The organism is Anaeromyxobacter oryzae, assembly GCF_023169945.1.
GTDB lineage: Bacteria > Myxococcota > Myxococcia > Myxococcales > Anaeromyxobacteraceae > Anaeromyxobacter > Anaeromyxobacter oryzae.
The window spans coordinates 1,559,032-1,580,584 of sequence record NZ_AP025591.1 but is presented as its reverse complement, the minus strand read 5'-3'; the positions used below and the strand labels follow the sequence as shown (position 1 = coordinate 1,580,584).

Genomic DNA, 21,553 nt, shown 5'->3' with positions numbered 1-21,553 from the left:
GCATGACGACCGCTTCCCCTGCCAGCGCCCCGTGCTGCAGCCCCACTTCCCCCGCGAGACCGGGCGAGCCGCCCCGGCCCGGCGCGGGCAGGACCGCGATCTGGCTCGCCGCCGCGCTCGCCGCGTGGGCCGGCGCCTACGCAACGATCTCGCCGCTCTCGCGCTGGATCGCGTTCCAGGCGCTCGGGCTCGCGCCGGGCTCGCACCTGGGAGAGAGCGTCGCGTTCTTCCTCTACGACACGCCCAAGGTCCTGCTGCTCCTCGCCCTCATCGTGTTCCTGGTCGGCATCGTCCGCTCGTTCTTCACGGCCGAGCGAACCCGCGCGATCCTCGCGGGCAGGCGGGAGTCGGTCGGCAACGTCCTCGCGGCGCTGCTCGGGGTCGTGACCCCGTTCTGCTCGTGCTCCGCCGTGCCGCTCTTCCTCGGGTTCGTCGAGGTGGGCGTCCCGCTCGGCGTCACCTTCTCGTTCCTCATCTCCGCCCCGATGGTGAACGAGATCGCGCTCGTCCTGCTCTTCGGGCTGTTCGGCTGGAAGGTCGCCGCCCTCTACCTCGTCACTGGCCTCGTCATCGCCATCGCCTCCGGGTACGTGCTCGGTCGCATGAGGCTGGAGCGCCACGTCGAGGCCTGGGTATTCGAGTCCATGAGCGCCGGGCCACGCTTCGAGAGGGAGCGCCTCGGGTTCGGCGGTCGCGTCGAGAAGGGCACCGAGGCCGTTCGCGAGATCGTGAGCAAGGTCTGGCCGTGGGTCGTCGCCGGCATCGCGGTGGGCGCCGGCATCCACGGGTACGTGCCGGAGGGGCTCCTCGCCACCTTCATGGGCAAGTCCGCGTGGTGGTCGGTGCCGGCGGCCGTGGCCATCGGCGTTCCCATGTACTCGAACGCGGCGGGCATCATCCCGGTCGTCGAGGCGCTCCTCGGGAAGGGCGCGGCGCTCGGGACCGTGCTCGCCTTCATGATGTCGGTGATCGGGCTCTCGCTCCCCGAGATCGTGATCCTGCGGAAGGTGCTCCGGCCGCCCCTCATCGCCGCGTTCGTCGGCGTGGTGGCGAGCGGGATCCTGCTGGTCGGCTGGCTGTTCAACGCGGTCCTGTGAGGCGTGAGGAGAACGGACATGAGGATCCAGGTGCTCGGGACCGGCTGCGCCAGGTGCAAGCAGCTCACGGCGAACGCGGAGAAGGCGGTCGCCGAGCTCGGGCTCGGCGTCGCCGTCGAGAAGGTCGAGGACCTCCGGGAGATCATGAGGCTCGGCGTGATGACCACCCCGGCGCTCGCCGTGGACGGCGTCGTGAAGGCCGCCGGAAAGGTCCTCTCGCCGGACGCGGTGAAGGACCTGCTCAGGACCTGATGCGCGGCGGGGGATCGTCACTCCCGGAGCGTCGCGACGAGACGCTTCGGGTGCAGCAGCAGCCCGACCGGTCGCCCGATCGCCGGAATGGCCTGCGCGGACGCGCGTTCTCCAGGCATGAGCGACCGACCTCCCGTCGTCGTCCTCGTCGTGGGGCCCCGCACGACCCCGCGGCGGTCCGCGACCCTCACGCAGTGGCTGCGGTGGCTCCTTCCCGCCGCGCTCCTCGTCGTCTCGCAGGTGCCGCTCGGGACCCCCGAGTCGGAGGACGTGATCACGCTCGACGCCGACTCGATCGAGTCCGGCCCGCTCTCGCTCGCGGACGCGATCGGGAAGGCGCGGGGCGGAGGCGACGGCGCGTGACGTGCCGGCGCGGCGGGTCAGCCCGCGCGAACGCCGGAGACCACGGCGGCGAGCGAGCCCGCCGCCACGACGACCCACAGCACGACGCCGAGCAAGAGCGGCCGGACGCCCACCGCCCGGAGCGCCTCGCGCGACAGCCCGAGCCCGATGAGGAACAGCGTGAGGACGAGCGCGCGCTGTCCGACGAGGGCGACGACGGCGCCCGCCGGCCGCAGCGCCGGGACGAACGTGGTCAGCGCGGCGAGCGCGACGAAGCCGGCGATGAACCAGGGGAACGGCGCGCGCGCGGTCGGCGCGCCGGAGCTCTCGGTCTGCGCGGTCGCGCCGACACCCAGCGCGACCGGCACGATCCAGAGCGCGCGGGCGAGCTTGATGGTCGTCGCGATGGAGAGCGCGACCGGGCCGAACTGCAGCGCCGCGCCGACGACCGAGCTCGTGTCGTGGATGGCGAGCGCCGCCCACAGGCCGAAGGCGCGCTGGTCGAGCCCGGCGAGGTGGCCCATGGGCGGGAAGACGAGGAGGGCGATCGCGTTCAGGATGAAGACCGTCGCGAGCGACACCGAGAGCTGGCGGTCGTCGGCGCGGATCACCGGTGCGACGGCGGCGATGGCGCTGCCGCCGCAGATGGCCGTCCCGACGGTGACGAGGAGCCCCGTCGCGCGGTCCACGCGGAGCGCCCGCGCCAGCAGCGTGCCCACGACGAGGACCGCCGCGATGCTCACGGCGGTGAAGCCGATGCCCCGGGCGCCGGCGCGCAGGACCGCGACGAGGTTCATCCCGGCCCCCAGCGCGACGACGGAGATCGGCAGGAGCCGCTTGGCGGTGGCGCGCGTCAGCGCGGCCACGGGGTTGCCGACCGTGAGCGCCAGGGCGGCGCCCGCCGCGAGCGCGGCCGCCGAGGGAACCGAGGGGTGAAGCACGACCGCTCCGGCGGCGACGACGAGGAGCGTTCGGACCCGGGGAGGCGCGATCATCGCGCCGTGAGAGCCCGAGCAGGACCGAAGGGTTCGGAGGATCGTCCCCGAGTGCCGGTGCGCCGCGCGGACGGCACGACGTTCACGGTCCGGTCCCCATTCGTGGACCTCGCGCGCTCGGCGACTTCGTGACGGCCGTCCCGGCGGACCTCGCGGCTGGCAGCTCCACGCGCACCGTCGTGCCACGCCCGGGCGCCGAGGTGACCGTCACGGTCCCCCCGTGCCCCTCGACCAGCCGACGGACGGTCGCGAGGCCGATGCCGTATCCGCCCGGAGCGTCCGTTGCGCGGATGAAGGGCTCGAACACGTGCGGGAGCGCAGCCGGCGGGATCCCCGGCCCGTCGTCGCTCACCTCGACGCGCACCCGGCCCCCGCTCGTCGATGCCGCGATCGCGATGCGGACGCCTGCCGGCGACCCGCCGTGGTGGAGCGCGTTCGCGACGAGGTTGCGGAGGATCGTCCTGAGGTGATCGGGCGCGATCGTGGCGCTCACGTGCGCCGGCACGTCCACCTCGAGGCGAGCTCGCCTCTGCTCGATCTCGCGCGCCAGCTCGTCCTCGACGTCCGCGAGCGCCGCCCCGACGTCGCTCACCGCGTCTCCTGCGTGGGCGGTGCCGGCGCGCGAGAACTCCAGCAACGCGTCGATGGTCCGCTGCATCCGCTCGATGCCCCGCCGCATGCGCCCGGAGTTGTTCGGCGCCGTGGACGCGAGCGAGAGCGTGAGCGTCTGGAGCGGCGTGCGGAGCTCGTGCGCGACCCGGGATGCGAAGGCGTCCAGCTCCGCGTACCGCGCGCTCCACCTGGCCTGGAACGCGTCGAGCCCCCTGAGGGCGAACCGGAGCAGGACATAGGCGCCGACGGCGACGGCGATGGCGATGGCGATCAGCGCCGTCGTGAGCGTGCGCAGGGAACCCTGGATGCGCGCCGAGGAGTCTCGGACCTGCGCTGCATTGAACGCGGTGATCGCGTCCACCGCCTCGTTCGCGTCCGACGTCGCCTCCAGGAAGGCCCCGACCCGCTCCAGCGCTCCGTTCCGGTCCCCGCCCGCGAGGCGCTGCTCGATCGCGTCGGACGCGCTCGCGGCCCGGGCCAGCGCGGCGCGGAGCGCCTGGAGCCGTTGCCGCTCGAAGTCCGTGTCGCACGCCGGCTCGAGCTCGGTCGCGGCACCCTTGAGGGCCCCGTACCGCATCCCGTGGCTCGCGAGGCCCGCCGCGGGATCGATGCCCGAGACGTCGGCGACGAGCATCCGGCGCGCGACGGACATCGACGAGCGGAGGTTGGTGGCGACCTGCACCGCACGTGCGTGATCGTCGGCGATCGACCGCAGCGCGCGCAGCGGCGTGCCGATGGACACCGCGAGCGCGATGGCGACGCTCGCGAGCGCCGCGATCACGAGGCCGAACACGCCGCGGAGCAAGAGGCGCGTTCGCCCGGGCTGAGGAGTGGCTGCGGCGGCCGCGGCGGCCATGGGACACCGACTGTGGCTCGGACGCACGGTCAGATCAAGGCGTCGTCCCGCCGCGGGGGCTGCAGGCCTGGATCCAGGGGTATTCGCCGTCTCGATGGCAGCGAGCGCGGGAGCGGTCGCGCGCTCCCCGTCACTCCAGCCCGAGCGCACGCATCCGGCGCCAGAGCGTGCTGCGGCTCATCCCGAGCGCCCTCGCGGTCTCGATGCGGTTCCAGGCGTGCGCCTCGAGCGCTCGCACCACCGCCTCCCGCTCGGCGGGCGGGCCGTGCCGGGTCGTCCCCGGCGAACCGCGGGGGCGGGTGCCCGGTGGCGCCACGCCCGAGGCGGTCAGGGACGCCCGGTCCGGGTGGAGGATCGATCCACCGTCGAGGACCTCGGGAGGGAGGTCCTCGGGCTGGAGCGTCTGGCCCCGAGCGACGGTCGCGGCGAACTCGAGCGCGTTCTCGAGCTCGCGGACGTTCCCGGGCCACTCGTACGAGAGGAGGACGCGAACGGCCTCCGGGGAGAGCTGCAGCGCCCGTCCCGTGCGTGCGGAGGCGCGCGACAGGAGCAGCCGCGCGATGGGCTCGATGTCCTCGCGGCGAGCCCGGAGCGGCGGAACCTCGATCGGGAACACGCGGAGCCGGTAGTAGAGGTCCTCGCGGAAGGTCCCCTCCGCGACGGCGCGGCGCAGGTTCCTGTTGGTCGCCGCGATGATCCGGGCGGTCGTGAGACGGGACTCGCTGTCCCCGACGCGCTCGTACGTGTGCTCCTGGAGGACGCGGAGCAGCTTCACTTGCAGGTGCATCGGGACGTCGCCCACCTCGTCCAGGAAGAGGGTCCCGTCGTTCGCCGCCTCGAAGCGGCCGACGCGATCCCGGACCGCGCCGGTGAACGCGCCGCGCACGTGCCCGAACAGCTCGCTCTCGAGCAGATCGCCCGGGAGCGCCGCAGCGTTCACGGCGACGAACGGACCCGCCTTCCGCGGCGAGTGGGCGTGGATGATGCGGGCGGTGACCTCCTTGCCGGTGCCGCTCTCGCCCGTGATGAGGACGGTCGCCTCGCTGTGCTGGAGCGTGTCGATGAGCCGGAAGACGCGCGACATCGCCTGGGACCGGGCGATGAGCCCGAAGCCGCCGATGGGGCCGCTCGCCTCCTCGGTGGCCTCGTCCGCAGGGCGGAGGACCACGAGGTAGCGGGCCTCCGGATCGCAGACGCCGTAGCGATCCCGCTGGAGCGGCGCGGCCGAGACGGACATGAGGCGTGCGTCCGTGCCGTCCGAGTGGAGCACCGCGCGCCAGCCCTCGCGCTTCTCGCCGGCGAGCAGGGCATGCCGGAGCGGGCCCTCCGGGCCGAACATCTCGGCGCCGAGGACCGCCTCGACGGGGCTCCCGCGGAGCCGCGCCGCGGCGCCCGGGCCGAGGAGGGCGTCGAAGAGGTCCGAGGCGTAACGGACGCGGAAGGCCCCGTCGAGCGCGAGGCAGGCGCGCCCGAGCGAGCCGAACGCGGCGTTCACCGCCGAGAAGACGCGCTCCTGCTCGGGCCCGGACGGCGGGCACGACGGCGCGAGGGTCGATGTCTCGGCTCCCATGTTTCACCTCCTGACACGCGGTGAGACCCCGTGAAACGTGAAACGGTGCGACGTCGCAGCGACGCGGGGGCAAGTGCCCGGATTCCGGTGCTTCGGCCCGGCGGCACGGCGGACGCAAGCGGGGCCGAGCGAGAAACGAGCCGTCGCACGAATGCCGCGGCGGAAACGCGAGGACGAGATGGCAGAACGGCTGAGATTGCACCTCCACCGGCCCTGGATCATCGGGGCGGCGGTCGCGCTCGTGAGCGCCGCAGGCGTCGCCATGGCGCTGGCGTTCAAGGCTCCCGAGGAGCCCGCGAGACACGCGGCCGGCTACGCGAAGCGCGTCCGGCCGCACTTCGACCATGCGGCGGTCATCACCGAGAAGTTCGAGACCCCGCAGGCCGTGACGCGCGCCTGCCTCGGCTGCCACCCGGACGCGCGGAAGGTGATGAAGACCTCCCACTGGCTCTGGCTCGGCGACGAGGTCCAGATCCCGGGACGCACCGGGACGACGCGCATCGGCAAGCGGAACGTCCTCAACAACTTCTGCATCGCGACCCGCGGCAACGAGCGGTCGTGCATGAAGTGCCACGCCGGCTACGGCTGGGCGGACGACTCCTTCGACTTCTCGAAGGAGGAGAACGTCGACTGCCTCGTGTGCCACGAGCACACGAACGCGTACGTGAAGGGGACGTACGGGCTGCCGCAGCCCGGCACGGACCTGCTCGCGGCGGCGCGGTCCGTCGGGACTCCGCAGCGCGAGAACTGCCTCGGCTGCCATGCCTTCGGCGGCGGCGGCCAGGCGGTGAAGCACGGCGACCTCGACTCGTCGCTCGCGCACCCGTTCGAGGAAGAGGACGTCCACATCGGGCGCCACGGCTTCCTCTGCGTCGACTGCCACACCGCGCCGGACCACGCGATCCGCGGCCGCGCCTTCTCCGTGAGCGTCGAGGACTCGCACGGGGTCGCCTGCGCCGACTGCCACACGAAGCCCGAGCACCAGGACGCGCGGATCAACGCGCACCTCGCGACGCTCGCGTGCCAGACGTGCCACATCCCGACCTTCGCCGGGAAGCTGCCCACCAAGGCGTTCTGGGACTGGAGCAAGGCCGGCGACGCCACGCGCAAGGACGACGCGCACCACTACCTCAAGATCAAGGGCGAGTTCGTCTACGAGCAGGACGCCGTGCCCGAGTACCGGTGGTTCAACGGCACCGTCGGTCGATACCTGCTCGGCGACCGGATCGAGGATCCCGAGAAGCCGACGGTGCTGAACCCGCCGCGCGGGGGGATCGACGACAAGACCGCCCGCATCTGGCCGTTCAAGGTGCACCGCGGGAAGCAGCCGTACGACGCGGGGAACATGTACCTGTTTCCCCCCGTCACCGGCGGCAAGGATGGCTACTGGACGAACTTCGACTGGAACCAGGCGTTCACGCTCGGAGCGAAGGCATCGGGCATCGCCTACAGCGGCCGGGTCGGCTTCGCCCGGACGGACATGTACTGGCCGCTCTCTCACATGGTCGCCCCGAAGGAGAAGGCGCTGACGTGCTTCGACTGCCACGGCGAGCCGTCGCGGATGGACTGGAAGGCGCTCGGATACGCCGGCGACCCCATCAAGACCGGAGGCCGTCGATGAACCGCGCCATCTCGCTCCCGCTCCTCGCCCTCGCGGTCGCGTTCGCGCCCGCGGCCCGGGCGCAGCAGGCGGTGAACCCCATCCACCCGGTGTTCGTGCCGCGGGACGCCTCCGGCCGCGCGGTCCGCGACGGCAAGGAGCTCTCGACGGACAAGACCTGCGGCGCGTGCCACGACACCGCGTACATCGCGGGCCACAGCGGCCACGCGGCGCCGAAGGTCACGGCGACCTGCGTCCAGTGCCACGTCGACGGCGGGCGGCTCGAGATCCGGCCGGAGCAGCTCGAGGCCGACGGGCGGCTCCGCCGCGAGGCGATCCGGATCGGGGCGCCGCGGGCCGCGAACTGCGCCGCGTGTCACGGCCTCGTCTCGGACGGCGGGGCCCCGGTCGCGGTGCCCGCGGACTTCGAGGCCGCTCCGAAGAGCGACTCGGGGCGGACCTGGTCGCTCACCCAGGGCGAGGGCGCCATCGTCTCGCCCCAGCGCATGGCGGACTCCTTCCTGAACCTCGAGGCGAAGGCGACGCTCGCGGCGCCCTGGGACGTCCACGCGGCGAAGCTCGTCGACTGCGTCGCCTGCCACTACGCGAGCAACAACCCGGTCCGGACCGACGCGAAGCACGGCACGCTCCGGTACCTCTCCATGGATCCGCGGCGCCAGAGCACCGCGGAGTTCCTCGTCCGCCCCGACCACCGGCTCGCCGAGCAGGGCTGCCGCGGGTGCCACGATCCCATGAAGGCGCACGCGTTCCTGCCCTACCGGCAGCGGCACCTCACGGTGCTCGCGTGCCAGGGCTGCCACGCCGCCGGAGGAATGGGGCCCGCCGCCGAGATGGTGGACGCGACCGTCGTGACGCGCGCGGGCACGCCGGCGGTCCGGTACCGCAACGTCGAGCGCCGCCCCGGCGAGCCGCTCAACACCGCGACGATCCGCCCGTTCCGCCCGCTGCTCGTGGAGCGGGTGGAGGGCGACGGCGCGCGCCGCCTCGCCCCCGTGAACCCGGTGAGCCGCTGGCGCTGGGTCTCCGGCGCCGACCACGCGGAGGTGCCCTTCGAGCGCGTGGTCCAGGTGTACCTCGACGGCGCTGCGTACGCGCCGGCGGTCGTGGAGGCCTTCGACCTGAACCGCGACGGCCGGCTCGACGAGAACGAGCTGCGGCTCGACTCCAAGGCGAAGACGGACCTCATCGCGAACCGGCTCCGGGCGCTGGGCGTCGTGGAGCCGACCATCGAGGGCACCCTCGACGCGTACCCGCTCGCGCACGGCATCTCGACGCGCGATCGCGCGCTCCGCGACTGCGAGGCGTGCCACGCGAAGGACTCGCGGGTCTCGGACGCGTACCCGATCGCCGCCTACCTGCCCGGCGGGACGCCACCGCGGCCGCGGGAGAACCCGCGCGTCCGCCTCGCGGGCGTGCTCGCGACGGCGCCGGACGGCGGAGTCGTCCTGCAGTCCGGCGACGAGACCGCACGGGCAGGGCTCCACGTCCTCGGGCACTCGCGGCAGGGCCTCACGAACACGCTCGGGTTCGCGCTCTTCCTCGCGGTCTTCGCGGGCGTGACGCTCCACGGCCTCGCGCGCGTCCTCCTGCGCCGTCGTCGCGCGCACCTCGCGGGCGCGCACGCGTCCGGTGACCAGCAGTACGTGTTCGGCCGGTACGAGCGGCTCTGGCACTGGACCATGGCGCTGTCCGGCGTCGTCCTCATCGCGACGGGCCTGGCGGTGCACGGCGGCAGCAGCTTCCGCCCGCTCGACCTCACGACCGCGGTCGCCGTCCACAACGCGTTCGCGCTGATCCTGATGCTGAACGGGTTCCTGGCGCTCTTCTACCACCTCGCCACGAGCGCCATCCGCAACTTCATCCCGCACCCGCGCGGCTTCCTCGAGCGCGTCCTCGATCACATGAGCTACCAGGCGCGCGGCATCTTCTACGGTGAGTCGCACCCGCCGAACGCGCCGGGCCACAAGCTCAACCCGCTCCAGCAGATCACGTACCTCGCGCTCCTCAACGTCCTCTTCCCGCTGCAGTTCGTGACGGGCGCGCTGATCTGGGCCGTCGGCCGCTGGCCCGACGTGGCGGCCGCGCTGCACGGCCTCCAGGTCGTCGCGCCGCTGCACAACGCGGGCGCGTGGCTGTTCCTCTCCTTCTTCGTCCTGCACGTCTACCTCGTCACCACCGGCCGGACGCCCGGCGATCACCTCCGGTCGATGGTCACCGGCTACCAGCACCTCGAGCCCGAAGGGCCCACGCCGTGACGGAGCAACCGATGTCCACCTCGAGAGAACCTCGTCCGTACCTGAACCCCTACGTCGCCGGGACGCTGCTCGGCGTGGTGCTCTTCGCGAGCTTCTACGTGACCGGCGGCGGGATCGGCGCGTCCGCCGGGATGAGCCGGATCCAGACCGGCGTGCTCGACTGGTTCGCGCCCGCCCACGTCGACCGCGTGGCGTACTTCGCGGAGATGGCGGGCGGCACGCGCAGCGCGTGGAACCACTACGCCATCTTCATGATCGTCGGGACCGTGCTCGGCGGATTCGCCTCCGGGCTCTTCAACCGGCGCGTGAAGCTCGAGCTGCGCAAGGGCCCGCGCGTCACGACCGCGACGCGCGTCGTGACCGCGCTCGCCGGCGGCGTGCTGATGGGGTACGGCGCGCGCCTCGCGCGCGGCTGCACGTCCGGGCAGGCCCTCTCCGGCGGCGCGGTGCTCTCGGTCGGGAGCTGGGCGTTCGCGCTCGCCGTCTTCGCGGGCGCCTACGCGCTCGCGTGGTTCTTCCGCCGGCTCTGGACCTGATCGCGGATCCGAGGAGACACACATGGCACCCTTTCACCTCACCGCAGGTACGCTCGGATACGCGCTGACGTTCGGCGCCATCGGGTTCGGCTTCGGCGCCGTTCTCGAGATGGGCGGCTTCGGCGACACCCGGAAGCTCGCGGCCCAGTTCTACCTGCGCGACATGACCGTGCTGAAGGTCATGTTCACGGGGATCATCGTCGCCGCGGTGCTCATCGCGGGCGCCTCGACGCTCGGCCTGCTCGACATGAGCCGGGTGTGGGTCAACCCCACCTACCTCTGGCCCGGGATCGTGGGCGGGCTCGTGATGGGGGTCGGCTTCATCATCGGCGGCTTCTGCCCCGGGACGTCCGTCGTCGCGGCCTCGACGCTCAAGATCGACGGGATGGTCTTCCTCCTCGGCGCGCTCTTCGGCGTCTACCTCTTCGGCGAGACGGTCTCGAGCTTCGAGCCGTTCTTCCTCTCGTCGTACATGGGGCGGTTCACGCTCGACCAGTGGCTGGGCGTTCCGATGAACGTCGCGGTGCTCCTCGTCGTGGCGGCCGCGCTGCTCCTGTTCTGGGGCGCGGAGCTCCTCGAGCGGCACTTCGGGCGCGGCGAGCCGTGGTCGGCCATCGCGGCGAGGCCGCGGAGCGCGGGCAAGCTCGCCGGCGCCGCCGTCCTCGTCGCGGCGAGCCTCGTGCTCGTCGTCCGCGGCCAGCCCACCCCCTCGCAGCGCTGGGCCTGGACGCCGGCGGACGTGAAGCGCTCCGTGGACGACCGGAGCATGTTCGTGCACCCGGCGGAGGTCGTCGCGCTCCGGAAGGACATCAACGTCGCCACGGTCGTCCTCGACCTCCGCGACGAGCACGACTTCAACCTGTTCCACGTCGGCGGCGCGCGGCGCGTCGACCCCGAGGCGCTCCTCCGTCCGGAGCAGTACCAGCGCCTCCTGGATCAGCCGGCGAGCACCGTCACCTTCCTCGTCGGAAACGGCGAGGCCGCCGCGCTCGACGCCTGGAAGGCCCTCAAGGCCGTCGGCGTGGCGAACCTCTACGTCGTCGAGGGCGGGGTGAACCACTGGCTCGAGCTCTATCCGGTCCCGGATTGCGTGGCGGAGCGCACCGCGCCCGCCGCCGGCGACGCGCTCGCGTACCGGTTCGCGTACGCGACGGGCGACACCGAGCCCTCCGCCTGGCCCGAGCTCGAGAGCTCGCGGGGCTTCCGCCGGGCGTGCGACGCGGGCGTCTCGCGCGGCGAGGATGGGCACCACTCCGGCGAGAGCGCCTGGCCGGTCTACGCGTTCACGAAGCACGTGAAGCTCCAGACGAAGGCAGCCGTGAAGGGCGGGTGCGGGTAGCGATGGACGTGGAGAGCCAGGACGGGGTGTTCGTGGTGCGCTACGCCGAGGCGGCGGAGCTCGCGCCCGAGCGCCAGACCGACCTCGTCGCGGCGCTGCGGGAGGCCTCCCGCGGCGACCGCGTCGCGGTCGTGTTCGTCGTCCCGGCCGCGGTCAAGCTCGTCGGCCACGACGTCCCGCAGCACTGGATCCGCGTCACGGGCGACCGGGCGCTCGGGATCGCCGCGATCGCGGTCGTGACGCCGAACCCGGCGGTGTCCGTGGCGACCCGCGCGCTCGGCACGGCGAGCATCCTCAGGGATGGCCGGACGGCGGTGAAGCCGTTCGCCGACGAGCGGGAGGCGCTCGCGTGGGCGCGGGCCGAGCTGGCGCGCGCGAGAGGCCAGATGGACCTGGAGCGGCCGCCGCGGTAACACCGTGGTCTCCGTCGCGGGAGGAGCTCATGGCCGAGGCGCGCACCCCTGAAGACGCTGCCGCATTCCTCCGCTCCCTGGACAAGGAGGACCTGGTCCGGATCGTGATGGACGACGCCAAGAACTGGCTCGCCCACGACGGGCTCTGGTTCCAGGCGGTCGAGGCGGCGCACGGGATGGAGGCGGCCATCGCCGCCGACGCCGCCGCGTGGGAACGCTTCACGGTCCTCGAGGCGACGCGCATCATGGAGCGGCTCGGGATGAGGCCCGGAGGCGGCATCCCCGCGTTGCTCGAGGCGCTCGAGCACCGGCTCTACGCGCGCCTCAACACCCAGGAGCCCGCCGAGGTGAGCGCCACGCGGGCCGTCTTCGCGATGCGCGACTGCCGCGTTCAGTCGGCCCGCAGGCGGAAGGGGCTCCCGGACTTTCCGTGCAAGCGCGTCGGCCTCGTGGAGTACGCGCGGTTCGCCAGCACGATCGATCCGCGCATCCGGACGCGGTGCATCGTGTGCCCTCCGGATGATCACCCCGCCGACCGGTGGTGCGCCTGGGAGTTCACTATCGCGGACGAGGAGGAGGCGCCGTGACCTCCCGTACGAGCGACTTCGATGCGCGCGCGAAGGCTCCCTGCCCGGCTGGAGCGGAGCGGGTTCCGTGACGTGCGCTTCGAGACCGTCTTCGAGGTGAAGAAGGACACCGCCGCCGGCCCCCGGGTCTTTCCCGTGTTCCTCGCCCTGGCGGAGCGGGCGTGATGCGTGCGACAATCTGACGCACCCGATGGTGTGCATCCTGTCGCGCCCCATCGGGGAGGATGACCCGTCTTCTTCGATGGATCCGCGGGCATCCGCCCGCCGGAGGGGAGCCATGCGCACTCGTGGGCTGACGATCATCTCGTTCGCTGCAACTCTCGCGGTCGGTTGCTCGAGCGGAGCGGGCTCCAAGTCGCCGACCGAGACGAGCTCCTGCTCCACGGTGGTCGCGAGCGCGGGAGGAAACCAGAACGTCGCGAAGAACACGCTCGTGCAAGTGGACGCGCTGCAGAGCACGGCGACCAACTCCGCGCCGCTCCAGTTCGCCTGGCAGCTCTCGGCGAAACCCGCGGGGAGCCACGCCGCGCTCGTCACGGCGACCGGTCCCGTCACGTCCTTCCTCGCGGATGTCGAGGGGACGTACGTGGTGAAGGTGCTCGTGACGGGGACCTGCACGGCGCAGGCGTCGGCGCAGATCTTCGCGGTGAACACGGCGCCGGCGGCCTTTGCGTCCGCGCAGCCCTCCGGGACCGTCGCGATCCGTTCTCCCGTCGCGCTGGACGGCACGTCCAGCCGGGACCCCGACGGCGACCCGATCGCCTACTCATGGAGCCTGTCGAGACCGGCCGGCAGCGCGGCGGTGCTCGACGACGCCGCCGCTCCGGCGCCGCGCTTCACCCCCGACGTCCCGGGGCACTACGACGCCCGGCTCGTCGTCTCGGATGCGAGCGCGACGAGCGTGCCGGCCCACGTGGCCGTCGACGCCGTCGACCTCCCTCCGGTCGCGAGGCTTGCGTCGGCCGCGCTCGCCGCCAACACCGGAGACGTGATCGCGCTCGACGCGACCCAGAGCTCCGATCCCGACCACGACGTGGTCGCGTTCGGCTGGGAGATCCTCACGAAGCCCGACGGGAGCAGCGCTGCGCTCGCCGACGCGACGAGCGCGGTCGCACACCTCACGCCCGACGCCGAGGGGGTCTACACGGTCCAGGTGACCGTGGCGGATGGCGCGGCGAGCGCGACCGCCACCGCGACGGTCACGGTGTACCGCCGCATCGAGCTGCTCGCCTTCACCCCGGTCGATGCGGAGTACAGCCGGTCGCTCGACCGGATCGTGATGGTCTCCGCCTCTCCGAACGCGCTGCACGTCCACGACGCCGCCGGCGCGGCGGACGCGTCCGTCGCGTTGCCGCTCGCGCCGACGTGCGTGAGCGTCAGTCCGGATGGCAAGTTCGCCGTGGTCGGGCACTCCGCGTTCATCTCGTACGTGGACCTCGAGGCGCGCACTGTGATCAAGACCTGGCCGATCAGCGCGGACGCGGACGACGTGATCCTGAGCGATCCGATGACCGTCGCCGGAAGCCGCGTCACCAGGTTCGCGTACGTCTACCCGCTGCACGATCAGTGGTCGAACCTCCACGTGGTGGATCTGGGGACCGGGACCGAGACGCTCGGGACGGGCTCGGTCTATGCGGGCGGCCGCTTCAAGCTGCAGCCCGGGACGAACCACGTGTTCCTCGTGGAGCTCGGGTTGTCGCCGCAGCAGCTGTACCGGCATGACATCAACGCGACGACCGGCGCGATCTCCTACGCCGCCCAGTCGCCCTACTGGGGCGTCTACTCCATGGGAAGCGACTTCTGGATCTCGGACGACGGCGCGCAGATCCTGTTCTCCTCGGGCAATCGGTTCCGGACGAGCGACATGACGTACGCCGGGAGCCTCGGGATCCGGGTACGGGCGGCCTTCGCGCCGGCGTCGCCATCGGCCGCCGCGGGTGACTGGATCGTCCAGCCGGCGGGCGACCCCTACGCGTACCCGCCGGATAACACCTCGGACCAGTCCTTCCAGATCTTCGACTCGACCTACTTCGGGCAGCTGGAGCAGTTGGCTTATCCGAAGTACGCCCGCGCGGGAGTCGCGTATCCGGTCCACGGACAGTACGTGTTCTTCGACGCCGCCGGCACGAAGCGGCTGTCGGTCGTCAAGGTGGACTCCTCCGCCTCGCTCCTGAACAGCTTCGGCGTCGTCGTCTACTGAGGTGCGCCGTACCCCGGCGCGCCGCGGTCCGCCGCGGCGCACCGGGCGCGCTCCGGGTCAGCGGACCTCTCCGCCTCGCATCACCGCGGGAGCCCCACGCTGAACCCCCAGGTCAGGCCGACCCTGACCTCGGTCGTGCTCACACTGCCCGTCCGGGCGAGCCGCACGGCGGCGTCGAGCGAGAGCGCGTCCGACGGGCGCCAGATCGTCCCGACGAGCCCCGAGAGCGTCGACGGCAGATCGCGCTCGCCCTCCACGAGGATCTCGGCGACCGGCCGGACGGCCCACGCGTCGTGCCCCTCGAGGATCACGCCGCCGAACGCGCCGGGCGTGTGGGCCCGCGTCCACGCCGCGGCGCCGTTCACGTGGACGGTCAGATTGCGCCAGCGCTGCGAGACGATGAGCGCGCACTCCGCGCCGACCCCGGCCTCGCCGTTGATGGTGGGGAGCAAGGCGCCGAATTCCACCGCGACGCTGACGCCGCTCCTCTCCTGCAGGCTCCCCTCGCGCAGGACGCGCTTCAGCGAGAAGGCCGTGTCCTCGACCCGCAGCTGCGGCTCGCGGAGGTCGCCTCCGAGCGCGATGAAGTGCCGCCCCTCGAGCACCGCCTCCCACTGATCGGCGAAGCCCCAGTTCAGGACCAGGCTCGGCGCGACGAGCGCGCGGTCCGGACCCTGCACCAGGTAGCCGAGCGGCCCGAGCTCGAGCTCGACCTCGCCCCTCGCAGCGACGGCGGCGTCGGTCGAGTCGAACGGCCTGTAGGCGCTCGCGGCGAGCGGCCACGCCGCCATCACGGCGAGGACCGGACCGCGGCAGGCGAGGCGCGCGAGGAGCGATCGGTCTCCCGCGGACCGCTCGCTCACGCCAGCGCGCCGCCGAAGAGGGCCGGCGCGAACGCCCGGAGCAGGCCCAGGACGCCGCCGCCCGCGACCACCACCACGACGTTGAGCCGCCACTTCCAGAGCGTGAGCGCCGCGAACGCCGCGAGGCCGAGGACGACCGTGATCCAGTCGATCGAGCCGCCCGGCATGAAGGCGACCTTCGCGAGCGGGATCGAGATGGAGAAGATCAGGCCCACGACGCCCGAGGTGACCCCCTTCAGGAAGTCCTTCAGCCCGGGCCTCGACGTGAGCCAGTCCATGTATCGAGCCGCGGGGAGGACGAACAGGAACGACGGGAGGAAGAGCCAGAAGGTCGACAGCGTGGCCCCGAGCCACGGCGCGTGCGCGCCGTTCCCGGCGAGGAACCCGACGAAGATGCCGATGGAGATGAGAGGGCCCGGCGTGGTCTCGCCGAGCGCCAGCGCGTCGATCATCTGACGGTCGCTGATCCACCCGTAGGTCGTGACCGCCCCCGCGCGGATGTACGGCAGGACCGCGTACGCCCCGCCGAACGAGAAGAGCCCCACCTTGAGGAAGAACCACGAGATGTCGACGAGCCGTCGCGCGATCGGCTCGGCGGCGTCGGCGCGCCCGGCGAGGAGGAGCGAGGCGGCCGCCACGGCGACGCGAGGCCCCGGCTTCCGGTGGCGCCACGCGACGAACGAGAGCCCGCACCCCACGAGCACGACCACGAAGGGCAGCCGCCCGAGGTAGAACGCGACGAACGCGGCGATCGCGAGCACGACGGGGAAGATGCCCTTCAGCGCGGCGCGAGAGATCCGGACGAGCGCGGCGAGGAGCAGGGCGAGCCCGACCGGACGGAAGCCCCAAAGGACCCCCAGGACCTGGGGCGTCTTCCCGTAGTGGACGTAGATCCAGGCGAGCGCGGTCAGCGTGACGTAGCCGGGCAGGATGAAGAGCACGCCGGCGAGGATCGCCGCGCGGTAGCCCGCCTTCCTGTAGCCGATGTAGATCGCGAGCTGCAGAGCCTCCGGCCCGGGCAGGAGGTGGCAGAAGTTGAGCGCGCGGACGAACTCGTCCTCCGTGATCCACTTCCGGCGCTCGACCACCTCCAGGTGCATGAGGCCGATCTGGCCGATGGGGCCGCCGAACGCGAGCCAGCCGAGCTTCAGGAAGTACCAGAAGATCTCGGGCATCGAGACCTCCCGGGCTCCGGGGCACCGCGCTTCCGCCGTCGTCGGGGGCCCGTGATCCACGGTCGCCTCCACGGCGAGGTCAGTGCTTCGCCGGGCCGGAGTGCACCGCGTACAGGTCGTCGAACAGCGCCGCGCCGCGCGCGAGGCGCCCCTCGTCGTCGGCGTGCGCCGCCGCGATGCCGGCGACGAGCTGGCCGATGCCCGCCGCCTCCTCGCGCCCGTACTTCGCGTCCTTCACGTCGATGTCGTGGACGATCTCCGCGATCGCCCGGAGGGCGGGATCGCCGAGCCCGAAGCGCTGGACGAGCACCTCGAACGTGCAGAGGTCGCCCTCGTGCGTGAACTCCGCCTCGAACATGTCGAAGCGCAGCTCGCCGCGTTCCGGCCTGTATCCCTTCGCCGGCACGAACTTGAAGCGCGCCGCGGGGTCGATGAACTTCCGGATGAGCCAGGCGCTCGCCATCCGGTCCACCTTGATGCCGGTCCGCGTGACCCAGGTGCGCCCCCGGTGCTCCGCGACGTCCAGCGACGCCTTCGACGACTGCTCGGTTCCCTCGACGGTCCTCATGCGCGCCTCCATCCCGGACAGGAGCCCCTCGACGATCTCGCGCCCGGGCGCTCCGAAGAAGTCGATCGCGGCGAGCTCGATCGTGCGCTGCCGCAGCCGCGCGACCTGCCCCGCCAGCTCCGCGCGGTGACCGGGAGGGACGGGGCCGCGCCGCGGAAACCCCGCCTGGACTCCACGTGCCTGCTCGGCGAGCTCGCGGTAGTCCGCCTCCCGCGCCGCCTGGAAGAGCCCGGTGAGCTGCGCGTCCGAGAGGCCCTCGATGAACCGCGCCTCGACGATCGACGCGTCCCCGCCACCCTTCACGATCTCGCGGAGGACCCACTGGAAGTCCTCCTGCGTCTCGTCGTTCCGCGGGAGTGCGTACACCGAGTTCTTGATCGCGACGGCGCCGATGCGCGCCAGGTGGCGGCCGATCTTGACGCGCAGGTAGGCGGGCGTCGGGGGAATCTGGTGGATCAGCAACATCCAGCGCGGCTCGGAGAGGGCCGACGGGGCTTCGCGTCTCGGCTTGATCGCGGTCAACTGTGTCCGGGATGTAACAACTGAATCAACGCGCATCAACCCCCACCCCGACGGGACGCGCGGCGGCGGACGTGCCCTCGCGCGAGGGCAGCGTCGCCGGGCGGCAGCGCGTGCGCGCGCCGTTCAGTGCCCGTGCCGGTGGTGCAGGTCGGGCGCGTGCGGGTGATCGTGGAAGAGCTGCGCGTGCCGGTGCGGGTGCGAGTGGGGCTCGACCACCGGCTCCGCGTGGGCGTGAGCGTGATGCTCGTCGTGGACGTGCGCGTGCTCGTGCTCCTCGGCGTCGTGCGTGTGCGCGTGCGCGTGGCGCGTCCGGACGATGAGCGCGATCCCGAGCGCCATCAGCGCGCCGGCCGCGAGATGAGCGGGCGAGAGGCGGTCGTGGAGCAGCGGGATCGCGAGCAGCGCGCCGATGAACGGCGCGGTCGCGAAGTACGCCGCCTGCCTCGCCGCGCCGAGCGCGCGGACGGCGAGCAGGTGCAGCACGATGCTCAGGCCGTAGCCGAGCGCGCCGGTGAGCAGGGCGGCCGCGACGTGCGCGGCCGGAGGAAGCCGCTCCCCGAGCGCGAGCCCGAGCGCCACGTCGAACGCGCCCGCCGCGAGCGTCTTCGCGCGGGCGACGGCGACGGGGTCCCGGATCGAGAGGCGCTGGCTCAGGTTGTTGTCGACCGCCCACGCGGCGCACGCGCCGGCGATCGACGCCGCGCCGGCCGGGCTCGCCTGGAGCGCACCTGGCGCCCACGTCAGCGCGGCGGCGCCGAGGATCACCACGGCGGCGCCGAGCACCTCGCGCCGCGCCAGGTGCTCGCCGAGCATGACCACCGCGAGCGCGATGGTGAACGGCGCCTCCAGGTTCAGGAGCAGCGCGGCGGACGCGCCCGACAGCCGCGCGAGCCCCACGACGAGGAGGATCGGGCCGACCACCCCGCCCGCGACGACGACCAGCGCGAGGACGGGCAGGTCGGAGCGCTGGATGGGCGCCTCCGCGCCGCTGCGCCGGAGGGGCGCGGCAGCGAGCAGCCCGGCCGCCGCGCCGAGGTAGAGGAGGCCCGCGAGGGTGAGCGGACCCGTCCCCGGGACGAGCAGCTTCGCGAACGGCGTGCTGGCGCCGAAGAGGGCGGCGGCGGCGAGCCCGGTCATCGGACCGCGGGTCGGGGTGGAGCGGTCGGGCCGGCTCACGGGTGAAGCTTACGGCAGGCGGGGCGCCGTTGCTGGCGGGAAGGACGTGCCGTTGCGGCTCGAGCGTGACGAGTTCGACGGTGACCTGCCTACTGGGCCTCCGCGATCTTCCTGGCGGCTTCCCCGCCGGCCTCCAGGGCGGCGCCCTTCTCGCGCGCGCCCATCGGCTTCACCTCCACCACCACCTTGCGGATCGTGCCGGTGAACTTCGTGTCCTTCGGCTGGTAGTCCTCGACGACCGGCGTGCCCTCGTCCATGCCGACGTCGGCGGCGTCGTCGATGGAGAACACCATCGGCTGGGTGCGCTCGAGCCGCCCCTCGCCGACCTTCTTGCCGTTCACTTGGAGGGACACGAGGCCGCCCTTCGCGAGGCCGCCGCCGTCGTAGGCGAACTCCATCCGCACCGTCGCCCTGCCGGGCGCGACCGGCTGCTTCGCCGCGATGGTGGTCCGCTGCAGGCCGAGGAAGTTGTAGGTGTAGGCTGGCCTGCCGTTCTTCATGTGCAGGCTCCAGCCGCCGAACCGGCCGCCCTGCGCGAGGATGACGCCGCTGGCGCCGCCGGCCGGGATCTCCAGATCGGCCGTGATGGACACGGACCGGTTCTTCACGTTGAGGAAGGCGTTCTCGGAGAGTCCCGTCATCCCGGCGTGCAGCGTGAGCGACGTGCGATCGCCCATCAGGTCCGGCCGGCCGGCGAGCTTGGGGTTGAGTCGCTCGATGCCGCGGTCGTCGATGGGGAGGACCTTGTACTTGACCGCCTCCTTCAAGAAGAGCTCCTGCAGCTCCTTCAGTTTGGCCGGGTTCTGCGCGGCGAGGTCGCGGGCCAGGCTGAAGTCGGTGCGCGTGTCGTAGAGCTCCCATCTGTCGTCGAGGAGCGCGGCGCGGGGGTTCGGGTCCCACGGCGCCCTGTGAATGGTCCCGGCGAACCAGCCGTCCGCGTAGATCCCCCGGTTGCCGAACATCTCGAAGTACTGGACCCTGCGACGGCTCTCCGCCTTCGCGTCGTCGAAGGTGTAGATCATGCTGACGCCTTCGATGGGCGTCTGGACCGTGCCGTTGACGCTCCTCGGCTCGGGGAGGCCCGCCGCCTCGAGGATGGTCGGCGCCACGTCGATGACGTGGTGGAACTGCGATCGGACCTCGCCCTTCGCCTTGATCCGCCTGGGCCAGTGGACGACCATGCCGTTGCGCGTGCCGCCGAAGTTCGAGGCCACCTGCTTGGTCCAGGTGAAGGGCGTGTCGCCGGCGATCGCCCAGCCCGCCGCCATGTGCGGGTAGGACATCGGCCCGCCGAGCTCGTCGTAGTGCTTCAGGATGTCCTGGACCGACTCCTCCACGGCGTTGAAGTAGGTCATCTCGTTGAAGAGGCCGTTCATGCCGCCTTCGGCGCTCGTTCCGTTGTCGCCCACGATGTAGAAGACGAGCGTGTTGTCGTACTGGCCGGTGCCCTCGAGCGCCTCGACGAGCCGGCCGATCTCCGTGTCGGCGTACTCGCCGTACGCGGCGAAGATCTCCATCTGGCGGGCGAAGAGCCTCTTCTCGTCCGCGGAGAGCGTCGCCCAGTCCTTGATGGCCTCCGGCTTGGGCGCGAGCTTCGTGCCCGCAGGCACCACGCCGAGCCCGATCTGGCGGGCCAGCACCTCCTCCCGCATCGCGTCCCAGCCCTTGTCGAACTTCCCCTTGTACTTGGCGATCCACTCCTTCGGGACGTGGTGCGGCGCGTGCGTGGCACCCGGCGCGAAGTACATGAAGAAGGGCTTGTCGGGCGTGAGCGCCTTCTGGAACTGGACCCACGCGATGGCCCTGTTCGTCATGTCGTTCATGAAGTGGTACTTCGGGTCCTTCGGGACCTCGACCCGCGTCTGGTTGTGATAGACGAGCGGCGACCACTGGTTCGTCTCGCCGCCCATGAAGCCGTAGAACTCGTCGAAGCCGGAGCGATTCGGCCAGCGCGAGGTCGGGCCGGAGACGCTGATCTCCCACGCCGCCGTCTCGTGGTTCTTTCCGAAGAAGCTGGTGCTGTATCCGTTCAGGCGCAGCATCTCGGCGAGCGGCGCCACGCTGTCCGGACGCTGGCCGGTGTTGCCCGGGAACGCGGTGGCGGTCTCCGCGATCGAGCCCATGTTGTTGGTGTGGTGGTTACGGCCGCTGAGCAGGGCGGTGCGAGTCGGCGAGCAGAGCGCGGTCGTGTGGAACTGGTTGTAGCGGAGCCCCTCGCTGGCGAGCCTGTCCACGGTCGGCATGTGGATCGGTCCGCCGAACGCGCTCGACATGCCGAAGCCCATGTCGTCGAGGAGGATGATCACCACGTTGGGCGCGCCCTCGGGCGCCTTCACCTCGAAGCGCGGCGGCGGCGTGACGTTGCGCGCGTCCAGCTCGGTGATCGGCGGACGGACCGGCTCCGGGATCGGCAGCACGGTGCGGTCGAGCGTTCCGGCCGGCGCTGGTGTCGCCTGCGCGGCAGGCGCCGCCGGCGCGGCCAGCGCGCGAAGCGCGAGGGGAACGGCGAGCATCGCGAGCAGCAGCCCAGTCCCCCACCACGAGCTCGTCCGCCTCATGTCTGTTCCCCCGTCG

General features: G+C 72.2%; 19 protein-coding genes. 11 read left to right on the top strand and 8 right to left on the bottom strand.

Features of this window, described 5'->3' with window-relative positions:
* The first annotated feature begins 2 nt into the window (after window positions 1-2).
* The 3 genes from AMOR_RS06865 to AMOR_RS06855 all read left to right on the top strand — a co-directional run bounded on the left by AMOR_RS06865 (window position 3) and on the right by AMOR_RS06855 (window position 1,712).
* Window positions 3-1,097, top strand: a complete 1,095-nt coding sequence (locus AMOR_RS06865) for a permease (RefSeq protein WP_248359992.1) — start codon at window positions 3-5, stop codon at window positions 1,095-1,097.
* An 18-nt stretch (window positions 1,098-1,115) separates the two neighbouring features.
* Entirely contained in the window at window positions 1,116-1,349 is a 234-nt protein-coding gene (locus tag AMOR_RS06860; protein ID WP_248359991.1) for a thioredoxin family protein, read from the top strand.
* Window positions 1,350-1,466: 117 nt separating this feature from the next.
* Window positions 1,467-1,712, top strand: coding sequence for a hypothetical protein (locus AMOR_RS06855; protein ID WP_248359990.1), 246 nt, complete (start codon window positions 1,467-1,469; stop codon window positions 1,710-1,712).
* A 17-nt stretch (window positions 1,713-1,729) separates the two neighbouring features.
* Here AMOR_RS06855 and AMOR_RS06850 read toward each other — a convergent pair whose 3' ends face one another.
* The 3 genes from AMOR_RS06850 to AMOR_RS06840 all read right to left on the bottom strand — a co-directional run bounded on the left by AMOR_RS06850 (window position 1,730) and on the right by AMOR_RS06840 (window position 5,724).
* The gene (locus AMOR_RS06850; protein ID WP_248359989.1) at window positions 1,730-2,686 is read right to left on the bottom strand and encodes a YeiH family protein; all 957 of its coding nucleotides are present in this window, start codon (window positions 2,684-2,686) and stop codon (window positions 1,730-1,732) included.
* An 82-nt stretch (window positions 2,687-2,768) separates the two neighbouring features.
* Entirely contained in the window at window positions 2,769-4,154 is a 1,386-nt protein-coding gene (locus AMOR_RS06845) for a sensor histidine kinase (RefSeq protein ID WP_248359988.1), read from the bottom strand.
* Between the two features lie 130 nt (window positions 4,155-4,284).
* The gene (locus AMOR_RS06840; protein ID WP_248359987.1) at window positions 4,285-5,724 is read right to left on the bottom strand and encodes a sigma-54 interaction domain-containing protein; all 1,440 of its coding nucleotides are present in this window, start codon (window positions 5,722-5,724) and stop codon (window positions 4,285-4,287) included.
* Between the two features lie 178 nt (window positions 5,725-5,902).
* Here AMOR_RS06840 and AMOR_RS06835 point away from each other — a divergent pair, with 178 nt between their 5' ends.
* From AMOR_RS06835 to AMOR_RS06800, 8 genes are all read left to right on the top strand, one after another.
* Window positions 5,903-7,345 carry a tetrathionate reductase family octaheme c-type cytochrome gene (locus tag AMOR_RS06835; RefSeq protein ID WP_248359985.1) on the top strand — a complete coding sequence of 481 codons (1,443 nt, stop codon included), beginning with the start codon at window positions 5,903-5,905 and terminating at the stop codon, window positions 7,343-7,345.
* Entirely contained in the window at window positions 7,342-9,600 is a 2,259-nt protein-coding gene (locus tag AMOR_RS06830) for a cytochrome b/b6 domain-containing protein (RefSeq protein ID WP_248359983.1), read from the top strand. Before AMOR_RS06835 ends, AMOR_RS06830 begins: the two co-directional genes overlap by 4 nt.
* A gap of 11 nt (window positions 9,601-9,611) precedes the next feature.
* Window positions 9,612-10,136 (top strand): YeeE/YedE thiosulfate transporter family protein, encoded by a 525-nt coding sequence (locus tag AMOR_RS06825; protein ID WP_248359981.1) that lies wholly within the window; start codon window positions 9,612-9,614, stop codon window positions 10,134-10,136.
* 22 nt (window positions 10,137-10,158) lie between these two features.
* Window positions 10,159-11,475 carry a YeeE/YedE thiosulfate transporter family protein gene (locus AMOR_RS06820; RefSeq protein WP_248359980.1) on the top strand — a complete coding sequence of 439 codons (1,317 nt, stop codon included), beginning with the start codon at window positions 10,159-10,161 and terminating at the stop codon, window positions 11,473-11,475.
* 2 nt (window positions 11,476-11,477) lie between these two features.
* Window positions 11,478-11,888: a hypothetical protein gene (locus tag AMOR_RS06815; protein ID WP_248359979.1), complete on the top strand. Its 411-nt coding sequence runs from the start codon at window positions 11,478-11,480 to the stop codon at window positions 11,886-11,888.
* 29 nt (window positions 11,889-11,917) lie between these two features.
* Entirely contained in the window at window positions 11,918-12,475 is a 558-nt protein-coding gene (locus AMOR_RS06810) for a DUF6125 family protein (protein WP_248359978.1), read from the top strand.
* A gap of 21 nt (window positions 12,476-12,496) precedes the next feature.
* Window positions 12,497-12,640, top strand: coding sequence for a hypothetical protein (locus AMOR_RS06805; protein WP_248359977.1), 144 nt, complete (start codon window positions 12,497-12,499; stop codon window positions 12,638-12,640).
* A 112-nt stretch (window positions 12,641-12,752) separates the two neighbouring features.
* The gene (locus tag AMOR_RS06800) at window positions 12,753-14,675 is read left to right on the top strand and encodes a PKD domain-containing protein (RefSeq protein WP_248359976.1); all 1,923 of its coding nucleotides are present in this window, start codon (window positions 12,753-12,755) and stop codon (window positions 14,673-14,675) included.
* A gap of 80 nt (window positions 14,676-14,755) precedes the next feature.
* Here the strand turns inward: AMOR_RS06800 and AMOR_RS06795 are convergent, their stop codons facing one another.
* From AMOR_RS06795 to AMOR_RS06775, 5 genes are all read right to left on the bottom strand, one after another.
* Entirely contained in the window at window positions 14,756-15,538 is a 783-nt protein-coding gene (locus AMOR_RS06795) for a hypothetical protein (RefSeq protein ID WP_248359975.1), read from the bottom strand.
* A complete protein-coding gene (gene chrA / locus AMOR_RS06790; protein WP_248359974.1) occupies window positions 15,535-16,713 on the bottom strand; it encodes a chromate efflux transporter in 1,179 nt (392 codons plus the stop codon). Before chrA ends, AMOR_RS06795 begins: the two co-directional genes overlap by 4 nt.
* A 79-nt stretch (window positions 16,714-16,792) precedes the next feature.
* Window positions 16,793-17,746 carry a chromate resistance protein ChrB domain-containing protein gene (locus AMOR_RS06785; RefSeq protein WP_248359971.1) on the bottom strand — a complete coding sequence of 318 codons (954 nt, stop codon included), beginning with the start codon at window positions 17,744-17,746 and terminating at the stop codon, window positions 16,793-16,795.
* A 180-nt stretch (window positions 17,747-17,926) separates the two neighbouring features.
* The gene (locus AMOR_RS06780; RefSeq protein ID WP_248359969.1) at window positions 17,927-18,979 is read right to left on the bottom strand and encodes a DMT family transporter; all 1,053 of its coding nucleotides are present in this window, start codon (window positions 18,977-18,979) and stop codon (window positions 17,927-17,929) included.
* Between the two features lie 89 nt (window positions 18,980-19,068).
* Window positions 19,069-21,537 (bottom strand): arylsulfatase, encoded by a 2,469-nt coding sequence (locus AMOR_RS06775; protein ID WP_248359967.1) that lies wholly within the window; start codon window positions 21,535-21,537, stop codon window positions 19,069-19,071.
* Window positions 21,538-21,553: the final 16 nt, after the last annotated feature.